We start from the raw sequence: 20,113 nt of genomic DNA, 5'->3' as shown, positions 1-20,113 counted from the left end.
GTTATTTAAAAATTTCTTTTTATAAAAAACTAAATCTTTAATAATAAGCTAAATATTAATTCATTTTATGGTAAACCGTTAATAGAACTCTCTTGATTGACACTTTTACAAGAAGTCCGCAAAGTGATCTCTATAGCGTCTATGTAAAATAGAACCTACTATAAAGAATAAGAGAATGATAATAACGTTATATAGCATTAACTTCCAATGATCTATGAAATACCATTGATGGAACAATATTGCTGCTCGGTATGATTCTGCGATAAAATATACTGGATTAAATAACATAATTTGATGAATCAAACCACTTACGCCATGATTTTTTGGCACCCATAAAATCGGAGACATATAAAACAATATTCTCATTAATGCTTGCATAATCATCTGCGTATCTCTAATTAAAATCCCCAAAGTTGATGTTAAAAGTGCCACCGACGATGTTAGTAAATATGCAAAAGGTACATATATAAGTAATTGTACAATGTGAATTGAAGGGATAATTCCATTGCACATACAAGCTATTATAATAATTGCTAATAATCCTAAATGACCATAGAACCTACTTGTTACAATATAAGTAGGAATGATTGAAAGTGGGAAATTCATCTTTGCCACTTGATTGAATTTCTGAGAGATTGATTTAGTCCCTTCTAACACACCTTGATTAATAAAGAACCACATACTTATACCAACTAACAACCAAAATACAAACGGAATGCCATGTATTGGTGCATTGCTTCTAATTCCTAAACCAAAAACAAGCCAGTACACCATGATTTGTAAAGCAGGGTTCAATACTTCCCATGCAATACCCAGATAGTTATTATGATTGGTAATTTTAATTTGGAATTGTGCTAGTCTTTGAATTAAATAGAAGTTTTTGATATGTTCTTTTAAAACCGTTCCAACTGCGAACATTAAACTTAACCACGCTTTCTCCTATAATAGATTATCTATCTATTGTAAATCATTAATAGTTTCTCTTTAATTTGATTCATTGAGTCCATTCTTAAATAATAACATTTAACTGTTTATCATAAGCTCATTATATTATACAATCAATTCAGTTAAAAATTGTTAGAAATTTCGTGTAAGATTGAATTTTAGAAAATGAACCACTTTCTTAACTCACTGTGTTAAATTTATTTTCAATAAAATCTTCTATTCACTTTACACTAGGTTAATAAATTTAACAACTGATGTGTTGTATATTATAATCTATATAAATGTTTATAAGGATGGTACAAAATGAGCGTTTCGGTAAATATTGAAAATTTGACAAAAGAATACCGTATCTATAGAAATAATAAAGATAGAATTAAAGATGCATTAATACCTAAAAACAAAAATAAAACATTTTACGCTCTGGATAACGTAAGTTTAACAGCGCATGAGGGAGATGTGATAGGCTTAGTCGGCATCAACGGTTCAGGTAAGTCTACTTTAAGTAATATGATTGGTGGCTCAATTTCACCAAGTTCCGGTGAAATAACAAGACATGGTGATGTGAGTGTCATCGCTATTAATGCAGGTTTAAACGGACAATTGACAGGTGTAGAAAATATTGAATTTAAAATGCTCTGCATGGGCTTTAAAAGGAAAGAAATTAAAAAATTAATGCCGGAAATTATAGAATTTAGTGAACTCGGCGAATTTATTTATCAACCTGTTAAAAAATATTCAAGTGGTATGCGTGCAAAACTTGGATTTTCAATTAATATTACTGTTAATCCTGACATATTAGTTATTGACGAAGCATTATCAGTAGGCGATCAAACATTTACTCAAAAATGTTTAGATAAAATTTATGAATTTAAAGCGGCTAAAAAAACAATATTTTTTGTTAGTCATAATATTAGACAAGTGCGCGAATTTTGTACAAAAATCGCTTGGATAGAGGGCGGTAAACTAAAAGAATTCGGCGAACTTGAAGAAGTATTACCTGATTATGAGGCATTTCTTAAAACTTTTAAGAAAAAATCTAAAGCAGAACAAAAGGAATTTAGAAATAAATTAGATGAGTCACGTTTTGTCGTAAAATAAATTTGAAGAAAGTAAAACTAAAACATTAAGGGAGTGCAATAAAATTCATCCGAATTGATTGCCTCCCTTTTTTACACTTATTTTGATTTCATTTTATATTTTTGTATTGCTACCTTTAACATAAATTTAGGAATACTTATCATTCTCCCAATGCGTTTCCAATCGATAAGTACACGGTATACCCACTCAATATTTAACTTTCTAAATATTTGAGGTGCCCTTTTCTTTGAGCCACTGAATACTTCAAACGACCCACCTACGCCCATCATTACAGTGTGTTTAAATTTGTCCTTATGCTTTTGAATCCATTGTTCTTGCTTTGGAAATCCCATTCCTACAAAAATGTAATCAGGATTAAAACTTGTTATACGCTTTATGACTGTTTCATCTTCTAGATGAATATAGCCATGATGATGTGCAAAGTGAATATTAGGATATTGAGATTGAAGCTTTTTCTCTGTTGTCTCAATAATTTCATTTTTAGATCCAAGCAGATATACACGCTGATGGCTGACATGTGCTATTTTCAAACATTCTTCAAGAAGTTCTATTCCTGGCACACGCCGTTTTAATGGCTGTTTTAATCGCTTTGAAGCTTTTACTATTCCTGTACCATCTGGAACTACATAATCAGCTTGATTAATTAAATTCCTATATTGCTCATGTTCAGTTGCATAATCCACGATTTCAGGATTAGCAGTCACTATAAATAAATTATCATCTGTATTACTAGATATGAACTGTTTAATATTTTCTACCATTTCCAACATTGTAGTATTATCAAAATTTACACCTAATATGTTAATTTTATTTTTTATTCTTTGGTTTTGATACATATCCAATCCCCACTTTACAACACGTTTAAAATGCATGAATATTTTAACACATGAAAATTTAAACAAAAAATATTTTCTAATCATTTACATCTAAAGTCTAAAGGATATCCATAGTCTTTTCATATATAATTAAATAAAGATGATTTTAACTTTTAAAAATACGAGGTCCACTTATGATTCATATACAAAATTTTATTACTACAACTATCCAATTAAATATCTATCTTATTTTAGTTATTGGACTGCTTTACTTAATCATACACTATTATAGATATAAAGGCTTTAACGCTTTCTTAGATATTTATTTAAATTATATACCGGTACTTACACACGAATTTGGACACGTCTTATTTAACAAACTCGTTGGTGGGAAGGCCAAAGATCTTGTCATTGTGACAAGCCCTCGAGAAAGAAACGTCACTTCACAACAAGGCTATGCCATTACACAATCTAAAGGATACTTAGGTCAGTTCATTACAACTATAGGCGGTTATCTTATGCCACCATTGATGTTTTTAACTGGATTGGTATCTATTCACTATCAATATCCAAGTATATTTATCACTATATATTTACTTATTTTTATATATTATTTCTTTATTACTTCCCGTAAACTATCACCTTTGATTGTCATTATACTCATCTCAAGTTTACTCTATTTAGTATTTAGGCAAGACCATCAATGGTTCATTTATGACATCGTCACATTAAGTTACCATTTTATTTTAGGCGTACTTTTAGGTGAAATATTACAATCATCATGGACGATTTTTCGTCTTACCTTTCAACGACCTAAACCTTCTTGGGATGGCAGTGCTTTAACGGAGATTACTCGAGTACCCACCTTTATCTTTAGTTTGGTATGGATATTATTCAATTTCTATACTGTGTATTTATTAATCAAATACACAATACTATAAATACGATACATAAATTTCATCATTCTATACATTGAATTGGTAATCACATTCTAACAACGAGGCAATGACTTAAAACGCTTATTACAAACACATTTAAATTTTTTCACGAAATTCCAATACCTTAAAAATGCCTAGGAAATTAATCCTAGGCTCTTTTTATCGTTTATTTTTCTGCAAAAATATTCATCGCATTTTCATAGCTTAAAATTGTTACAATATCATTCCTCTTAAGAATAATAACCTTATTGGTATCATCTTTGGATACAACTTCAACTGTATTTCCAATATAAATATCCTTACTTGATAAGTAAACTAACAACTCTGTCTTATCACGAACTCGTCGTACAGTAACACATTCTCCAGGTTCAAAATTGAGAATTGACGTAGTAAAAATTTCTTTATATTGATCACCTCTAGGAATGACGCCTCCATGAGGGCATGTTTTCGGAAAGTTTAAAATCTTATCTAAACGTTCTACAAATAAATCTGATATCCGATGTTCAAGTATTTCAGCTTCTTGATGAACTTCTTCCCAATTATATTGTAAAATTTCTATTAAAAATAATTCTAGTAATCGATGTCGCTTAATGATGTCTAACGTTTGCTTTAATCCTTCTTCAGTTAAACGGGCACCTTTATAGTGTTTTGTTTCAACATAGCCTTCCTTTTCTAAACGACCCACCATTTCACTTACTGATGGTGGTTTGATATTTAAAAATTGTGATAGTTTTTTATTTGATACAAAGGACACGTCGCCATCATTAGTCAAAATTGCTTTCAAATAATCCTCTTTTTCTTCAGTTAACATCGTTTCACCTCACACATTCACTTTATTGTACCATGAATTAACTTGACATGTTAAAACTTCAGGGTATATTATAAAATAAATTAGGTTAACCTAAACTTTTTATTAGGAGGTTTTAATTATTGCTCGAAGTGAATCATTTGAATTTATTTTTGGGAAAAAAGCACATTCTTAAAGATATTACATTCTCATTACCTATAAATGGTGAAATCATTGGTATTGTAGGACCTAATGGTGCCGGTAAATCATCTCTTCTCAAAGCATTTATTGGAGAATTTAAAGCGACTGGTAAACATACATTATATGATCACCCTATACATACACAGCTTAGATATATTACATATATCCCACAAAAAGCACATATTGATTTAGATTTTCCTATAAAAGTGGATCAAGTGATACTATCAGGATGTTATGAAGACATTGGATGGTTTAAAAAAGCAAGTGTAGTTGAAAAAACGAAACTTAACCAATTACTGAATGATTTAGAACTCGACCATATACGCCATCGGCAAATTGCAGAATTAAGTGGTGGACAATTACAACGTGTTCTTGTTGCAAGAGCACTTATGAGTAATAGTGATATTTATTGTTTAGACGAACCTTTTGTTGGCATCGACATTTACAGCGAACAACTGATTATGAAGAAAATTAAACATTTAAGACATATGGGTAAATTGATTTTAATTGTTCATCATGATTTATCAAAAGCAGATCAATATTTTGATCGCATTTTATTATTAAATCAATCGTTGCAATTTTTGGGGCCAACAAAAGAAGCCCTATCATCTAAACGATTAAATGCAACTTTCATTAATTACAAAGATGATTCGCTTTTAACACTATCCTCACAAGGGAGTACGAATTAGATGTTAGATTTCTTTAACCATTTACTTAGTTATCAATTTTTAAACCGTGCATTAATCACATCTATTTTAGTTGGGATTGTATGTGGGACGATGGGTAGCATTATTGTTTTACGCGGTCTTTCTTTAATGGGTGATGCCATGAGTCATGCTGTTTTACCAGGTGTTGCTTTATCTTTCTTATTTAATATTCCAATGTTTATCGGGGCACTTGTAACAGGAATGCTTGCAAGTTTGTTTATTGGTTTTATTACTTCAAACAGTAAAACAAAACCAGATGCTGCAATAGGAATTAGTTTCACTGCATTCCTAGCATCTGGCGTCATAATTATTAGTTTAATCAATAGTACAACAGATTTATATCACATTTTATTTGGTAATTTATTAGCAATTACGCATCAATCATTTTGGACAACAATTGTCATTACTGTATTAGTTATTTTACTTATTATTATCTTTTATAGACCTTTAATGATTTCAACATTTGATTCAACTTTTAGTCGTATGAGCGGTCTGAACACAACAATAATTCACTACTTTGTCATGTTATTACTCGCACTTGTGACTGTTGCGAGCATACAAACAGTTGGAATCATCCTTGTAGTTGCTTTACTAATTACTCCAGCATCTACAGCTTTTTTAATCAGTAAACAACTTTATACCATGATGGTAATTGCAAGCATAATCAGCGTGATAAGTTCGATTATCGGTCTATATTTTAGTTATATATATAATATTCCAAGTGGAGCAACTATTGTAATCTGTACCTTTATGATTTATATTGTAACGCTATCAATCACTAGAATTAAAAATAAACAAAAAAGGAGCGCTTTAACGTGAAAAAAATTCTCGCTTTAGTAATAGCATTTTTAATTATCCTTGCCGCGTGTGGGAATCAAAGTAACCATGAACATCACTCACATGAAGGAAAATTAAAAGTTGTAACTACAAACTCTATTCTCTATGACATGGTTAAACGTGTCGGTGGAAATAAAGTCGATGTTCATAGCATCGTTCCAGTAGGACAAGACCCACATGAATATGAGGTTAAGCCTAAAGATATTAAAGCATTAACAGATGCTGACGTTGTATTTTATAATGGTTTAAACCTAGAAACTGGAAATGGTTGGTTTGAAAAAGCACTTGACCAAGCAGGAAAATCAACAAAAGATAAAAGTGTGATAGCAGCATCAAATAATGTTAAACCAATATACTTAAATGGTGAGGAAGGTAACAAAAACAAACAAGATCCTCATGCATGGTTAAGTTTAGATAATGGAATTAAATACGTAAAAACAATACAAAAATCACTAGAACATCATGATAAAAAAGATAAGTCTACATATGAAAAGCAAGGGAATGCATATATATCAAAATTAGAAGAACTTAATAAAGATAGTAAAAATAAATTTGATGACATACCCCAAAATCAACGTGCCATGATGACAAGTGAAGGTGCATTTAAATATTTTGCTCAACAATTCGATGTTAAACCAGGTTATATTTGGGAGATAAACACAGAAAAACAAGGTACACCTGGTCAAATGAAACAAGCTATTAAATTTGTTAAAGATCATCATTTAAAACATTTATTAGTTGAAACGAGCGTAGATAAAAAAGCTATGCAAAGTTTATCAGAAGAAACTAAGAAAGATATTTATGGTGAAGTATTTACCGACTCTATAGGTAAGAAAGGTACTAAAGGGGATTCATACTATAAAATGATGAAATCTAATATTGATACAATACATGGTAGTATGAAATAACATGGTAAAAATAGCCCTAAATGATATGTTAATAAGACCGGATTCGTTTTGAATTCAGTCGCTAATGGCAACGAAGACTATAGTTGAAACAACTTATTTCAAGCCAACTTTCAACTCAGTCATCGTCTGCCATTATATTTAAACATTTTGAGCAGAGGATTACTTCTTTATACTCATCATACTATATAACTAGTAGTCCCATATCGTGTGGTTTTATATTACCCTCCTATAATATAAACAACATCTTTTACACACGATATGGTGGTATTAGTTAGCTGTACATTATCATAAATAAACTGAAGCCCCACCCTCTCCGTAAATGGTGCTTTAAATAATGATGATGTACCAATACATTACTTCATATTTTTGAGCGATAAGTATGAATAATGTATATACAATGAATATCTAATTACTTGTGTCATTAATTGTAATTAATATTTATAAGTTCTATTCAATTTTTGAATAGTTACTAAAGCCACAAATAATCACTCAGTTATCTCCGTGGTATCCATTATCCTCCCCATGGAGACGTTAGTTGCACTAATCAATTGATATTAGTGCAACTTTTTCATTTTAAATAAAATTTCAAACTACATGAATGCGATCTATACAAATATGTTTAACCGAACAATATATTCTAAGCAACCATATCATTTAAAATGATAAAAGCTTCCAAATCAACTTTAGTTTAAGAAGTCATTTGGAAGCTTTGCTTATATATTATTTTTTATTCATTATGTCATACTATCTACAATAACCATTTCATCATAATTAATGGATTCTCTTAATTTTAATGCAGTACCTTCTGTTATCTCATCATTTTCAATTAGTTCTCTTAGAATACGACGTTGTTCTCTTAAAGCATTTAATTTAATTTTGGTAAGTGTATCTTCATGTCTGGAATTAAAGAAGTTGTTCGGTGTTAAGTTATCTATTCTCATCAGATATCCATCGCAAATCATACCTACTTCTAGTTTATTATCAGTAGTAGCTTCTTGGGCTAAACGACTTACGACGTTATAATGAACAAGCTTATTGATTTTACCCAATTCTAATAAGTTATCAGTAACACTAAGAGATGATGCTGAATTAATTTTTGTTTTTACACGACGTTTCAATAGCATTCCTCTTAAACCAACAATAATACGTCTTAATAACGAAGCTTGTTTATACACTTCTGTTCGTTCAGCATAACGCATATAGTTTTCAAGAACACTCTCAGTAATTTCGCCATCATCAACCAATTTCTCTAGCGTTTTTGTTTCTACGTTAAATGCAATCTTTTGAAGTCGTTCTAGTTCTTTGGAGTTTTCATCTTCCTTTTCAACCGTTTTTAAAAATGTGAGTTTATCGTGGTAATCTTTAATGACGTTTCCATAACGGTAACTCGTTTCAAACGTCGATTTTTGATTTAGATAATCGATAACATGTTCTAAAATGTAGATTCTCGCCTCTTTAAATGACATATTACCTATCTTCACTTTAGGGCTATCAGGCGTTACTAAAGGAAGAATGACTTGTGCAATAATTAAACTTAATATTACCATTCCGGAAGCAATAAATAATAAATCATTTCGATAAGCAAATGTTTCATGATTTGCTAATAAATATGGCAAGGTTAAGGCGATTGCGAGTGAAATTGTTCCATGCACACCACATAGAGTCATGATTAGTGCATATAAGCTACGCTTAGGTTTACTCTCAGTAACTTTATCTTCATCATTTTTAGAAATCATTTTTTGGAATGGACTGACAGATAAATAGAAATAAGGATAAAGTACATATACCCACACAAATCTAAAGAGATACACCGCAAGAGCGACTAGCAATGTGATGACGATTAAGAATAATAAATTATGCGGTTCAGTTTTAATAATTTTCACTATTACCTCTGGTACTAAAAAACCTAAAATTGAAAACACAAAACCATTTAAAACGTAGCCTAAAATACTCCATGTGTGATTATAGCTCATCTGTAGTTGTGTTCTCGTTTGAGCTATACGGTCACGTTCAAATCCATGCACGAGTCCCGCAACTACTGCTGCAATAATCCCTGATGCATGGAATAATTCAGCAATCAAATAAGTGACAAACGGCGTCAGCAATTGTATAAATGTAAACATGTTAATGTTCTCAATGCCACGTCTCATTAATGTTAAACGAAATCTAACTAAAGCCATACCTATAAGTAGGCCGACAATAGCACCTCCGATAGAGGCAATCAAAAATTGTTGAATCGCATCAAAAATGGAAAAAGTTCCAGTAATCAATACACCAACGGCAATTTTAAATGAAATGATACCTGCAGCATCATTAAGTAAAGATTCACCTTCAAGAATGGTCATTGAACCTTTTGGTAAAACCTTACCATTCGTGATTGCTTGTACAGCAACAGCGTCTGTAGGACAAAGGATAGCTGCAATTGCGAAAGCAGCACCTATAGGTAATTCAGGCCAAATCCAATGAATAAACAGTCCTACGCCTATAACAGTAGTTATAACAAGACCTAGAGCCATCATCATAACAGGTTTGATATACTTCCTTAAATGTACTCTTGAAACATTAACACCCTCAACGAATAGTAATGGTGCGATCAATGTAACCATAAATAATTCAGAATCAAAATTGAATTCAACTGGAATGGGAGTGAGGTATAAAATCATCCCAAGAAAAATTTGGATAAATGCAAGAGGTACTTTAGGTATGAAAGTATGTACAAAGGAGCTCACAATAACTAGTGCGACAAATATGAGTAGAGTTTCAAATATCTCCACACTTTCACCTCTTTATTAATTTTTAATTGCAAACTTAGTCATCAAAACAATAAAAAGTTGCGAGGTTATCTACTGCAACACTGAAGAAGTGAAATAATAACAATAAAGTCATTCCTATAAGGACATAACTATTAACACTCAATCATGCCACAAACATACTATTCAAAACTCAATCATTTTCTTTATCAGTGAAATCAAACATGAACATTTAAATTATAAAGCTCGCTTCTTCGAACGAGAAAATGCTTATGTGTAATTTCATTGAAAAATTAGTGACAACTGTCATTCACAATTATTCTTGATTATAATTTTATCATTTATTAACCAGATTCTTAAATAAATAGCTTTTATATCATTAATATCTTCACCTCAGATATACAAAAACTACTAGTATATAAGATATATCTTTTATATGCTAGTAGTTTAAAAGCTTAAACAATCAATCGTCTATTTTATTAATATATTCTTTTTCTTTATAGTATAATTTTTCTCGTCTTTCTTCTCGTAGTTTTGCACGTTTTTTTAATTCTTCTGGCGTATTAAACTCTTTTTGACTTAACAAGATAGTTGATTGTCTAGGTGCATCGTCTTTCCTGTACATATATGCACCATTACGGTAGGCTGCTCTACTTATCAAATGCATTCCAACCGGAGAGGTAAGATTGATAAAGACTAGTGATAATAATAATCTGACACTGAAAAAACCTGAATTCACAATAAAATAGATTAGTACACCAACTACAGTTAGTAATACTGACAATGTAGAACTTTTCGTTGAGGCGTGACTTCTTAGAAAGACATCTTGAAATTTTACAATCCCTATTGCACTAATTAATGCAATAATACTTCCTAAGAAAATAAATATCGCAGCAATGAGACTAACGATGTCTTTTATGATTTCCATTGAAGACACGTCCTTCCCCGATGAATCTTGAAATTGAGACCGAACTGACAAACGAAATAATTGCAATTAACATGATTGAGTCTAAATAAGATACCGAATTAAAAATAACGCTCATCACGCCAACAATAGACATAACAACAGCACTTGAGGCATCAAATGATACAACTCTATCAGCAGTAGTGGGACCTTTAATTAATCTGACTAGACAAACAAGTAGTGCCATACCAAAAATCACCAATGCACTTATAATAAATATTTGAGTGAACATTTCAATCATCGTGTCACCTCCAAAATTAAATCCTCATACTGCTTAATACTTTTTAGAAGATGTTCTTTATCCTTTTCTGACACATCAATACTGTGAATAAAAAATTTATTAGTATTTTTAGAAATTCGAATAACTGTCGATCCTGGAGTAATAATAATTAAAATCGTTAAAAAAGTAATAGCCCAATTACTTTTTAATGAAGTTTCATATGTGAGCAAACCTGGATTAACTTCATTCGTCTTAAATAAGATGTAATTTATGGTACTTATACTAGAAGTAATAAGCTGGTATAGGTATACAGCTAAAAATTTAATAGCCACCCATATCTTTTTCAAATAAAATTCTTCACCAAAAAAGCGATGTAGAATATAAATCACAATTAAACCAATTAAAAATCCAGCAAAGAAGGTTGTAAATTTAAATTCATCTTCATCTTGAAAGAGTACCCAAAGGAACGCGATAACAATATTTAAAACAACTTGCTTCACTTACGATTAACCTCCTTCAAATGTGTATTTACATTCTTTTGAAAGACATCTTCTTTCATATTAAGATTTGTTGCATCCTCTGTTACTTTTAGAACAACAGGGGCTGCAATACCCATCGCTAATATCACAACAACTAAAACACTAAGTAAACCTTTACGATAAATAGGTAGTGGTCTAAATTGTACCTGTTCTCCATCAGCATCACCAAAATACATTATAAACATCACTCTAAAAAGACTATACATAGCTATTAAACTTGTCACAATCATAAGTGCTAAACCAATATAATTACCATTTGTAATAGCCCCTTGGAATATTAAGACTTTACCCGGAAAACCACTAAATGGAGGCACGCCACCTATAGCAAAAATTACCACGACAAATGCAACACCAAAGAATGGTTCTCTTTTTGCCAGTCCACTTAAATACTGATAATTTCGATAGCCCGACATATAAACAAGACTACCAATTACAAAAAACAATAATGTCTTAACGATAATATCATTGGCTAAGTAGAAGATAGCACCATTTACACCTGGTATAGTATGAGAACCTAAACCTAAAATAATGAATCCGATAGACAAAATAACTTGATAAGCCGCAATTTTCTTAATATCTTTGTAAGCGATGACACCAAACGCACCGATAATCATTGTGATACAAGCCATAAACACGAGCAATGTATGCGTAACGCTTGGATGATGATCGAATAGTAAGGTAAAAAAACGAATAAGTGCATAAGCCCCAACTTTTGTCATCAATGCTGCAAATAACGCCGCAAGTTCCGTATTAAGCACTGCATATGCTTTAGGTAACCACATGAAAATTACTAGTGCTGCCTTTGAACTAAAAGCAACTAAAAATACTAAAGATATTATCGTTATTGTTTGATTATTTTCCATATGATTCAATCGCATCGCTAAATGTGAGAAATTAAGTGTTCCGACTGTCTTATATAACATGCCAATTCCTAATAAAAGCAACCACGAACCTAAAATATTCAGAACAACATATACTATCGCTGCACGTAATTGCTCAACAGATTGTCCTAATGTAACAAGTACAAACGAAGCAAGAAGCATAATTTCAAACATCACGTATAGGTTAAATAAATCAGAAGTTAAAAACGAACCAATAACACCCACTGTTAATAAAAGGATAAATGTAGGAAGGTGAAATCGATTGACTCGCTTCTCTCCTCTACCAAAGCCGTATGCCATTATTAGCGTAACAACAAAAGATGATACTGACACCATAAGCAAACTCAATGAATCACCTAGAAATTGAATGCCGAAAGGTGCTTTCCATCCCCCAAAATCAAGTGTTATCGGTTTATGATTAACAACATAAATAAGTAAAGCAATTGAAATAATTGTATTAACAATCATAGTTGTAATGGATAGGATTTTTGAAATTTGATTTTTATTTTTAGTGAAGACTAAAATTAAAGCACATACAAAAGGCAACAACATAGGCAATATTATTAAATTACTCATCATCTTCATCACCTTTCAATGCACTTATTTCATCTTCTTTAGTTACTCTGTAAGTTCTATATATTAACACCAATAAAAACGCAGTCATGCCAAATCCAATCACAATGGCTGTTAAAACGATGGCTTGTAATAAAGGATCAACAAAGTTTTGAGCATGACCTTGAATAAGCGGTTCAGACATATGAGGTCCATATTTCCCCATACTCATAATAATTAAATTACCGGCGTGTGTATAAATAGAAATACCAATAACAATACGAATTAAATTAATAGATAAAATCATATAAGTTCCAATAAATACTAAAAATCCTATCACAAGGAGTAATATTAAATTCATGATCTACCCCCACTTATAGATAGCATAACTGTAACAATCACACCCACTACTGTTAATAAGATGCCAAGCTCAAATAAAGTCACAGTAGTTACATGAACATGTCCTAGTAATGGAAACGCTACATTTGCTTCAGTCTGATATAAAAATGGCTTTCCAAAAAACATAGGCACTGATGCAGTTGCAACAGATATGAGTGAACCTATAATCATTAATTTTTTAAAATCAATTGGCAAGCTTTTCAACACTTCATTTACATCAAAGGCAAGGAACATTAAGATAAATGCCGAGCTAAAAATCAAGCCACCAATAAAGCCACCACCTGGATTATTATGGCCAGCAAAAAATACATAAAATCCAAATGTTAACAAAATAAACACTACAATTTTTGTAACTGATTTAAGTACTACATCATTCTCTTTCATCTTGTCCCCTCCTATCTTTGTAATTAAGTAACGTATAAATACCTAATCCAGCTATGATTAACACTAGTCCTTCAAACATAGTATCTAAAGCTCTGAAGTCACCAAGTATCGCATTGACAATATTTTTTCCACCTGTAAGTTCATATGCATCTTCATAAAATTTAGCAATTGAAGGCATACCATCTGCTTGTTGAGCAACAAAAATAAGTGATACCACCGTCAATGCCATAACAAGTGACACAATGATTTTGAAGGTCTCTTTTTTTAAATTTGCCTTAGCTCGAGGGATGTTAGGTAGTCTCGAAAAACTAACAATAAATAAGATTGTCGTAATCGTTTCAACAACTAACTGTGTTAAAGCTAAATCCGGAGCTTTCATTGTAATAAAATATAATGTAACTGCGAATCCAATCATTCCATTCAATACCACCATCGTTAGTCGTTGACGAATAAAGATTAATGAAATGCCGATAATCAATGTTACAACTGATAGGATAACTTCCAACGGTCCGAAAGAACTAACATGAAGCTGATGTACATGTGGAAAACCCACAGTCAAATATCCATAAACTACAATAGCTACAAAAATAAATAATGTAATCATGATGTAATAATTCAATTTATTATTCATCAATGCACGTATACCACGAGCTGAGTATAATTCAAATTCTCTATAAATTTTCCGATAGCCATCTGTAATCGAAGCTCTTTTGATTATTTGATGCGTAACCTCTTTCCAATTCACAACTAGAGCTAAAATAAGTCCAATAATAATAACAACTATACTTAAAATTAATGGAAGATTCACACCATGCCACTGAGAAATATGTGGTACAAATGCATCAACTTCCGCTCCTATCCCAGATACAGATCTGGTTGCGGGCAAAATAATAAAGTTGCCAAAAACGTTTGGAACAAAGAAGATAACTGGAATAAGTAACATTAAAATCACAGCTGGTAAACTAAATAGCCATGGTTCATGTATTTGTTTACGTTTAAACTTTTCTATATTGTATTTTCCCCAGAATGTTTCTTTTATCATGTAAAGTGCATAAGTAAAGGTCAAGATACTCGCGATGACACCTATTGAAACAATCACAAATGTTAATACGAAGCCATATTGATCAAGTTCATTTGCTTTAGTTAACGAATCTAAAAACATTTCCTTACTTAAGAATCCGTTTAAAAAAGGCACACCTGCCATAGATAATGCAGCGAGCAACATGACAATATGCATTTTAGGGAAGACTTTACGCATACCATTTAGCAAACGAATATCACGTGTTCCGGACTCGTGATCAATGATACCAACGCCCATAAATAATGCACATTTAAAAACCGCATGATTCATTAAATGGAATAAGCCAGCAAATAACACTAAAATATAAAACTTAGACAATTCATCTGATGTGTGCTGAGCATAACCTCCACCTAGACCTACCATTGTCATAATCATACCTAATTGACTTATTGTAGAATAAGCGAGTATCCCTTTTAAGTCGTATTGACGTAAAGCAGTTAAAGATCCAAATAACATAGTTATTAGACCAATAAATGTCACTGTATAAATATAAACATTACTAAGTCCCAATAAAGGTGTAAATCTAAATAGTAAAAAGATACCAGCCTTTACCATTGTTGCTGAATGAAGATAAGCACTTACTGGTGTAGGTGCTGCCATGGCCTTTGGTAACCAAATATGAAACGGAAATTGTGCAGATTTAGTAAAAGCACCTAATAAAAGCATCAAAATCATTGGTATAAATAATGGATGTCGTGAAATTGCATTGCGTTGATTAAGAATATCAGTAATTGTGTTTGTTCCCGTAATGATATATAAAATGATAAATCCTGTTAATAACGCTAGCCCACCAAACACTGTAATCATGAATGATTGAATGGCGCCTAATTGACTTTCACCATTATTGTACCAATAGGATATAAGCAAGAATGAGGAAATACTTGTGAGTTCCCAAAATACATACATTAAAATGGTATTATTAGCTATTACAATGCCAATCATACTGAACATAAATAATAGTAAATAGATGAAAAATCTAGGAAGATTGTCCGTACTGTGAGATAAATATTGCGTGGCATAGAAAAATACACCCACACCTATTAGTGAAATAATTAAACCGAACATTAAACTTAAACCATCTAATCTTAAATCTAAATTAATATCAATTGAAGGCATCCATGGTAATTGAACAGCAATAAATTTATTTCGAATCACATCTGGTATTTTCATAATAAAATATGTAGATGTCACAATAGGAGCTATTAATGCAACATAGCCCGCAATCTTTCTAAGTTGACGATGACTCAGAGTGAATAAAACTATGAACATGACTAATAAATTAGTCGCCATAAGATAGACTAAACTCATTTAACCCCTCCTTTTCTTTTTTCATTTATATTAAGTGTAATCATTGGGTGACGATTTGAAACACATCGTATTTCAATAAACCTCAATATTTCTAAAGTTATCTGATATCCAAAATATAGTTAAATGATAGAAATTGATATTCCCGATTGAAAGAAATGATAATCAAATATTTTTTATTAAATTAGTTAAATCAGCAAGTTTTAATCCTTATTATAGTGCAACATGATTTATGATTTGATATTGATAGTTGATTTGAATGCGTTTATTGAGCATACATTGATTCAAGCACTAACGCGTTCTCCCTATATGGTCATATCACAAAAGGTAACCTATTCTTATTTATATCCAAAAGGTAATAAAACTTTTATTTATATAAGAAAGAATCCATGAGGCTATCATTTTTCATTCATCTATAAACTTGAACTAATTCATTCTCATATTAAGAGTTCTTAATATTTTAATACTATATAAATAGCAAGTTTAGACACTGATCAATCTTTTAAGTTGGTTATTTTAAATATCAATTTCCACTTTTCTCTTTTACTATTTAACAATTCTACTTAACTCATATACCTTCAAAAACGGGTTTCATAATTAATGATAAATGACGCATGTATCACATCAAAGGCATTTGCCTAAATTTTTCAAAAAAAGTGACCTTTTTTTCAATCTATTTCGATATATATAGTGAAAGGAGGTTTTATTATGAATGAAGTCAATCAAGTGACGATTATCTTTACTCAAATCAAACATAATTCTGAGGGTAAAGTAGTCGAACATAAGCGTCGTTTTTCTAACATTAATCCGCTTGTTTCTAATGATCAAATCAAATCTTTTCGTTCCATCATTGAACGTATTAGTGGCGAAGAGTATGACAAAGTCGAGATCGTTAAAACAGAATCTTTAATTTAAGGAGGATACATCAGTATGTCAAAAACTTTGGAACTCATATTCAAATCAAATCTTAATAAACCCGTCAAACTACTATTACCCGATTTTAATGCTATTACTACAGAACAATTAATTAAAGAAAGTATGAACCAACTTTTAGAATTAGACATTTTAAGATTTAGTTTGGGAAAGCCTGTCAAAATTTATGCTGCACAACTTATTGATAAAAGTACAACTGTTATATTTGAAGATAAAAATTAATTCATAAAACACTATTTTTGACATTTTATTAAAAGTACTAAAATCATAAATAAGACTTTATGAAAGAACAAATTTTTTAAAATTGTCCAAGTCTAAAAATATAGAAAAAAAGAACTTAATTTACAATATTCTTTTATTAATATGAAGCGAGATATCAAATTCAAAATGATGTCTCGCTTTTTTAGTTCTAAAACTTGTTTAATGTGTATTTTATTATAATGATTCATCAAAATAGTATCGGCTGTATGACACCTTGGAACATTCACAACTTATTTCTATACTTTGCTTATGGCTCAATCATTTTAGAAACATGATTATGAATGGTATGATAATCATATTAAATTGAGAAAGTTGGTTTTTATCATTGTTTTTTCTATATCTTTTAGGAATTTTTGTTGGTATGTTACTTCCTATTCAAACTTCAATCAACTCAAGGCTAAGCCAATTTACCCGTTCATCTTTTTATGCTTCAACCATATCTTTTGCTGTCGGAACAATATGCTTACTTGTGCTTAATCTTATTGTTCATCCACAAGTATTAACACCAGAATTCTTTTCTAAACAAACACTTAACTATACTTGGGTCCTAGGAGGACTATTAGGTGTTATCTATTTAACTGGAAACTTATTATTATTACCAAGATTAGGCGCAGCACTTACTGTTGTTATTACGGTTACAGGGCAAATTATTATGGGTGTAATCATTGATACATTTGGATTATTGGGCGCCCATCAACAATCTTTTACAATATTTAAAGGTGTTGGAATTATATTTTTAATTACTGGAATTATATTTATGAATTATGTTCGTAGACATCCTGTTAATAGACATAAGAATACACCAATAGTATTCTGGTTGCTTATTGGATTCGTATTTGGTTTCGCTCCACCAATCCAAACAACAATTAACAGCACACTAGCTCAACACACACACTCATCCATATTTGCTTCGCTCATATCATTTAGCGTGGGTACAATAGCGTTATTTATATTAACATTAGTATTTAATCGTAGTCTGAAAATATCATCTACTCATAAAACACTAGGTAAGATTAAGCCTATTTATTTTATTGGAGGGATACTAGGAATGGCATTTGTAACATCTAATATTATTTTAATGCCTTTCTTAGGAGCAGCTTTAACTACTATAATTGCTATGATGGGCCAAATGATTATGGGGATTATTATCGATCATTTCGGTTTGTTGGGTTCACCTAAAAACAAAATAACATCACGTAAGTTAGGCGGATTATTATGTATAGCTATAGGTATTATTTTATTACGATTATTTTAATCCTCTTATTCTGAATAAAAATTTTCCGCTTATATTAATGTATATTCATCACACAAATAGATTTCTATTTCAAACTGCCAGCAAAGGTTTTGTCTTTGTTGGCAGTTTTTATGAGTGATTCTTCTTATAGTAACATTTATGTAGAACCTTATATTTTAAAATTAAAGATGGCCTTCTATTTTTCATTTTATTAAATTTATTCACTTTATTTTTCGAAATAAAACAATATATAAACATAAACTAATGCATATTTTAAAATTAATATATTTTTATTTAAAACAATCGTGTATAATAGCATTACAATAATATCAAGAGGTGAACATCCATGACCAAGCAACGCATCGTTATTTCTTCATTACTATTCATTTTTATTGTCACAACTTGTAGTTTTGGTTACATTACCTTCTCTAAATTGACTTCTGAAACAGAAGATATTAAAAATATAAAAACTATAAAAGCAAAGCCCAAAATACTCCTTTCAACAACTGGTATACAAACCCCTCTTAACAGCTACACTTTCTACTACACTCCCACTTTAGGACAACTCCAAAAGCTTTTAGTAAAAAATCATAGCAAAGTATCAAAAAACGCTCCAGTGTTAGAATATTACAATTATGAGAAAGATCATTTATATAAGCAACTCCAAAATACACTTAGTAATGAACGTAACAACAAAACTTTCAATTCTAAAAATGATTTACATTATTATTCATTCAATAATCAACTTAAATTACAAATGATTCAAACTAAATCCTCAATTAAGTCCACTTTATTTTCACCAATTAACGGAAATATTTCATATATTAATTCTATCCCTTCAAAACCAAACGAAAAGATACTGCAAATTAATAGCGACGAACGTATTATTCGTGCTAATATATCAGAATCTGAGCTAAATTTATTAAAAATTAATCAAAATATTTCTGTAACATCTAGTGACCACACTCAATTCACAAGTAAAATTAAAGAAATTTCGAATATACCATCAAAAATAAAAAATGGCGTCTCATATTACGATATTTCACTTTCTACACAACCCAATTATCGAATTGGAACACACTTTAAAATCAAATTAGCCTCAAATGACATAGAGTTACCTACGACAGCTATTATTCAAAAACGCTATGTTTTAATTCTAAAAAACGGGAAAATTAAAAAAAGAGAAGTAACATACAAAAAGAGTTTAAAAAGTGGGTATATCAATATAACTAAAGGCTTATTGATAGATGAAAAAGTTGTTAAAAATCCTACTTCTAAATTAATAAACATTTATATATAAAAATGTTAGTAAAATTCTTTCCAAAAAGTATTCTTTTTAGTATAATTTTTATTAAATTAAGGGAAATTAGAAAC

At 30.7% G+C, this 20,113-nt stretch carries 20 protein-coding genes; 9 read left to right on the top strand and 11 right to left on the bottom strand.

The window, feature by feature from the left end:
* Nucleotides 1-105: 105 nt before the first annotated feature.
* Nucleotides 106-918, bottom strand: a complete 813-nt coding sequence (locus HMPREF2663_RS10405; protein ID WP_002445834.1) for an ABC transporter permease — start codon at nucleotides 916-918, stop codon at nucleotides 106-108.
* A gap of 330 nt (nucleotides 919-1,248) precedes the next feature.
* Here HMPREF2663_RS10405 and tagH point away from each other — a divergent pair, with 330 nt between their 5' ends.
* Nucleotides 1,249-2,043, top strand: a complete 795-nt coding sequence (gene tagH, locus HMPREF2663_RS10400; protein WP_001832071.1) for a teichoic acids export ABC transporter ATP-binding subunit TagH — start codon at nucleotides 1,249-1,251, stop codon at nucleotides 2,041-2,043.
* A 77-nt stretch (nucleotides 2,044-2,120) separates the two neighbouring features.
* On the opposite strand, the gene tarA is transcribed toward tagH, so the two are convergent.
* Nucleotides 2,121-2,879, bottom strand: a complete 759-nt coding sequence (gene tarA, locus HMPREF2663_RS10395; RefSeq protein WP_020360340.1) for an N-acetylglucosaminyldiphosphoundecaprenol N-acetyl-beta-D-mannosaminyltransferase TarA — start codon at nucleotides 2,877-2,879, stop codon at nucleotides 2,121-2,123.
* 173 nt (nucleotides 2,880-3,052) lie between these two features.
* Between tarA and HMPREF2663_RS10390 the strand changes: the two genes are divergently transcribed.
* Nucleotides 3,053-3,799, top strand: a complete 747-nt coding sequence (locus tag HMPREF2663_RS10390; RefSeq protein ID WP_002445832.1) for a M50 family metallopeptidase — start codon at nucleotides 3,053-3,055, stop codon at nucleotides 3,797-3,799.
* Nucleotides 3,800-3,962: 163 nt separating this feature from the next.
* On the opposite strand, the gene HMPREF2663_RS10385 is transcribed toward HMPREF2663_RS10390, so the two are convergent.
* A complete protein-coding gene (locus tag HMPREF2663_RS10385) occupies nucleotides 3,963-4,607 on the bottom strand; it encodes a metal-dependent transcriptional regulator (protein WP_002445831.1) in 645 nt (214 codons plus the stop codon).
* 119 nt (nucleotides 4,608-4,726) lie between these two features.
* Between HMPREF2663_RS10385 and HMPREF2663_RS10380 the strand changes: the two genes are divergently transcribed.
* The 3 genes from HMPREF2663_RS10380 to mntC are packed head-to-tail and all read left to right on the top strand — an operon-like array spanning nucleotide 4,727 to nucleotide 7,236.
* Nucleotides 4,727-5,473 (top strand): metal ABC transporter ATP-binding protein, encoded by a 747-nt coding sequence (locus HMPREF2663_RS10380; RefSeq protein WP_002445830.1) that lies wholly within the window; start codon nucleotides 4,727-4,729, stop codon nucleotides 5,471-5,473.
* Complete coding sequence (locus HMPREF2663_RS10375) at nucleotides 5,474-6,310, top strand: metal ABC transporter permease (RefSeq protein ID WP_002445829.1); 837 nt, start codon at nucleotides 5,474-5,476, stop codon at nucleotides 6,308-6,310.
* Entirely contained in the window at nucleotides 6,307-7,236 is a 930-nt protein-coding gene (gene mntC, locus HMPREF2663_RS10370; RefSeq protein WP_002445828.1) for a manganese ABC transporter substrate-binding lipoprotein MntC, read from the top strand. Before HMPREF2663_RS10375 ends, mntC begins: the two co-directional genes overlap by 4 nt.
* 734 nt (nucleotides 7,237-7,970) lie before the next feature.
* On the opposite strand, the gene HMPREF2663_RS10365 is transcribed toward mntC, so the two are convergent.
* From HMPREF2663_RS10365 to HMPREF2663_RS10330, 8 genes are all read right to left on the bottom strand, one after another.
* The gene (locus tag HMPREF2663_RS10365; RefSeq protein ID WP_002475343.1) at nucleotides 7,971-10,010 is read right to left on the bottom strand and encodes a cation:proton antiporter; all 2,040 of its coding nucleotides are present in this window, start codon (nucleotides 10,008-10,010) and stop codon (nucleotides 7,971-7,973) included.
* A gap of 439 nt (nucleotides 10,011-10,449) precedes the next feature.
* Nucleotides 10,450-10,914 (bottom strand): Na+/H+ antiporter Mnh2 subunit G, encoded by a 465-nt coding sequence (mnhG2, locus tag HMPREF2663_RS10360; RefSeq protein WP_002445826.1) that lies wholly within the window; start codon nucleotides 10,912-10,914, stop codon nucleotides 10,450-10,452.
* Nucleotides 10,889-11,191, bottom strand: coding sequence for a Na+/H+ antiporter Mnh2 subunit F (gene mnhF2 / locus HMPREF2663_RS10355; RefSeq protein ID WP_001832031.1), 303 nt, complete (start codon nucleotides 11,189-11,191; stop codon nucleotides 10,889-10,891). Before mnhF2 ends, mnhG2 begins: the two co-directional genes overlap by 26 nt.
* A complete protein-coding gene (gene mnhE2, locus HMPREF2663_RS10350) occupies nucleotides 11,188-11,670 on the bottom strand; it encodes a Na+/H+ antiporter Mnh2 subunit E (protein WP_002445825.1) in 483 nt (160 codons plus the stop codon). Before mnhE2 ends, mnhF2 begins: the two co-directional genes overlap by 4 nt.
* Nucleotides 11,667-13,169, bottom strand: a complete 1,503-nt coding sequence (gene mnhD2 / locus HMPREF2663_RS10345; RefSeq protein WP_083310223.1) for a Na+/H+ antiporter Mnh2 subunit D — start codon at nucleotides 13,167-13,169, stop codon at nucleotides 11,667-11,669. Before mnhD2 ends, mnhE2 begins: the two co-directional genes overlap by 4 nt.
* On the bottom strand, nucleotides 13,159-13,503 hold the full coding sequence (gene mnhC2, locus HMPREF2663_RS10340) for a Na+/H+ antiporter Mnh2 subunit C (protein ID WP_001832057.1): 345 nt from the start codon (nucleotides 13,501-13,503) through the stop codon (nucleotides 13,159-13,161). Before mnhC2 ends, mnhD2 begins: the two co-directional genes overlap by 11 nt.
* Nucleotides 13,500-13,925, bottom strand: a complete 426-nt coding sequence (gene mnhB2, locus HMPREF2663_RS10335) for a Na+/H+ antiporter Mnh2 subunit B (RefSeq protein WP_002474372.1) — start codon at nucleotides 13,923-13,925, stop codon at nucleotides 13,500-13,502. Before mnhB2 ends, mnhC2 begins: the two co-directional genes overlap by 4 nt.
* On the bottom strand, nucleotides 13,912-16,314 hold the full coding sequence (locus HMPREF2663_RS10330) for a DUF4040 family protein (protein ID WP_002445822.1): 2,403 nt from the start codon (nucleotides 16,312-16,314) through the stop codon (nucleotides 13,912-13,914). The genes mnhB2 and HMPREF2663_RS10330 overlap by 14 nt, the downstream gene beginning before the upstream one ends.
* A gap of 705 nt (nucleotides 16,315-17,019) precedes the next feature.
* Between HMPREF2663_RS10330 and HMPREF2663_RS10325 the strand changes: the two genes are divergently transcribed.
* From HMPREF2663_RS10325 to HMPREF2663_RS10310, 4 genes are all read left to right on the top strand, one after another.
* Complete coding sequence (locus HMPREF2663_RS10325) at nucleotides 17,020-17,226, top strand: sigS mRNA-stabilizing protein SroA (RefSeq protein ID WP_001832147.1); 207 nt, start codon at nucleotides 17,020-17,022, stop codon at nucleotides 17,224-17,226.
* Between the two features lie 15 nt (nucleotides 17,227-17,241).
* Nucleotides 17,242-17,466 (top strand): DUF2922 domain-containing protein, encoded by a 225-nt coding sequence (locus tag HMPREF2663_RS10320; protein ID WP_001832040.1) that lies wholly within the window; start codon nucleotides 17,242-17,244, stop codon nucleotides 17,464-17,466.
* Nucleotides 17,467-17,830: 364 nt separating this feature from the next.
* Nucleotides 17,831-18,760, top strand: a complete 930-nt coding sequence (locus HMPREF2663_RS10315) for a DMT family transporter (protein ID WP_002487600.1) — start codon at nucleotides 17,831-17,833, stop codon at nucleotides 18,758-18,760.
* A 325-nt stretch (nucleotides 18,761-19,085) separates the two neighbouring features.
* Nucleotides 19,086-20,039 (top strand): efflux RND transporter periplasmic adaptor subunit, encoded by a 954-nt coding sequence (locus HMPREF2663_RS10310; RefSeq protein ID WP_002445819.1) that lies wholly within the window; start codon nucleotides 19,086-19,088, stop codon nucleotides 20,037-20,039.
* Nucleotides 20,040-20,113: the final 74 nt, after the last annotated feature.

Source organism: Staphylococcus sp. HMSC077D08 (genome assembly GCF_001837945.1).
GTDB classification, from domain to species: Bacteria; Bacillota; Bacilli; order Staphylococcales; family Staphylococcaceae; genus Staphylococcus; species Staphylococcus epidermidis.
Note: the sequence above shows the minus strand (reverse complement) of the source record. Positions and strands in the feature narration are given on the sequence as shown.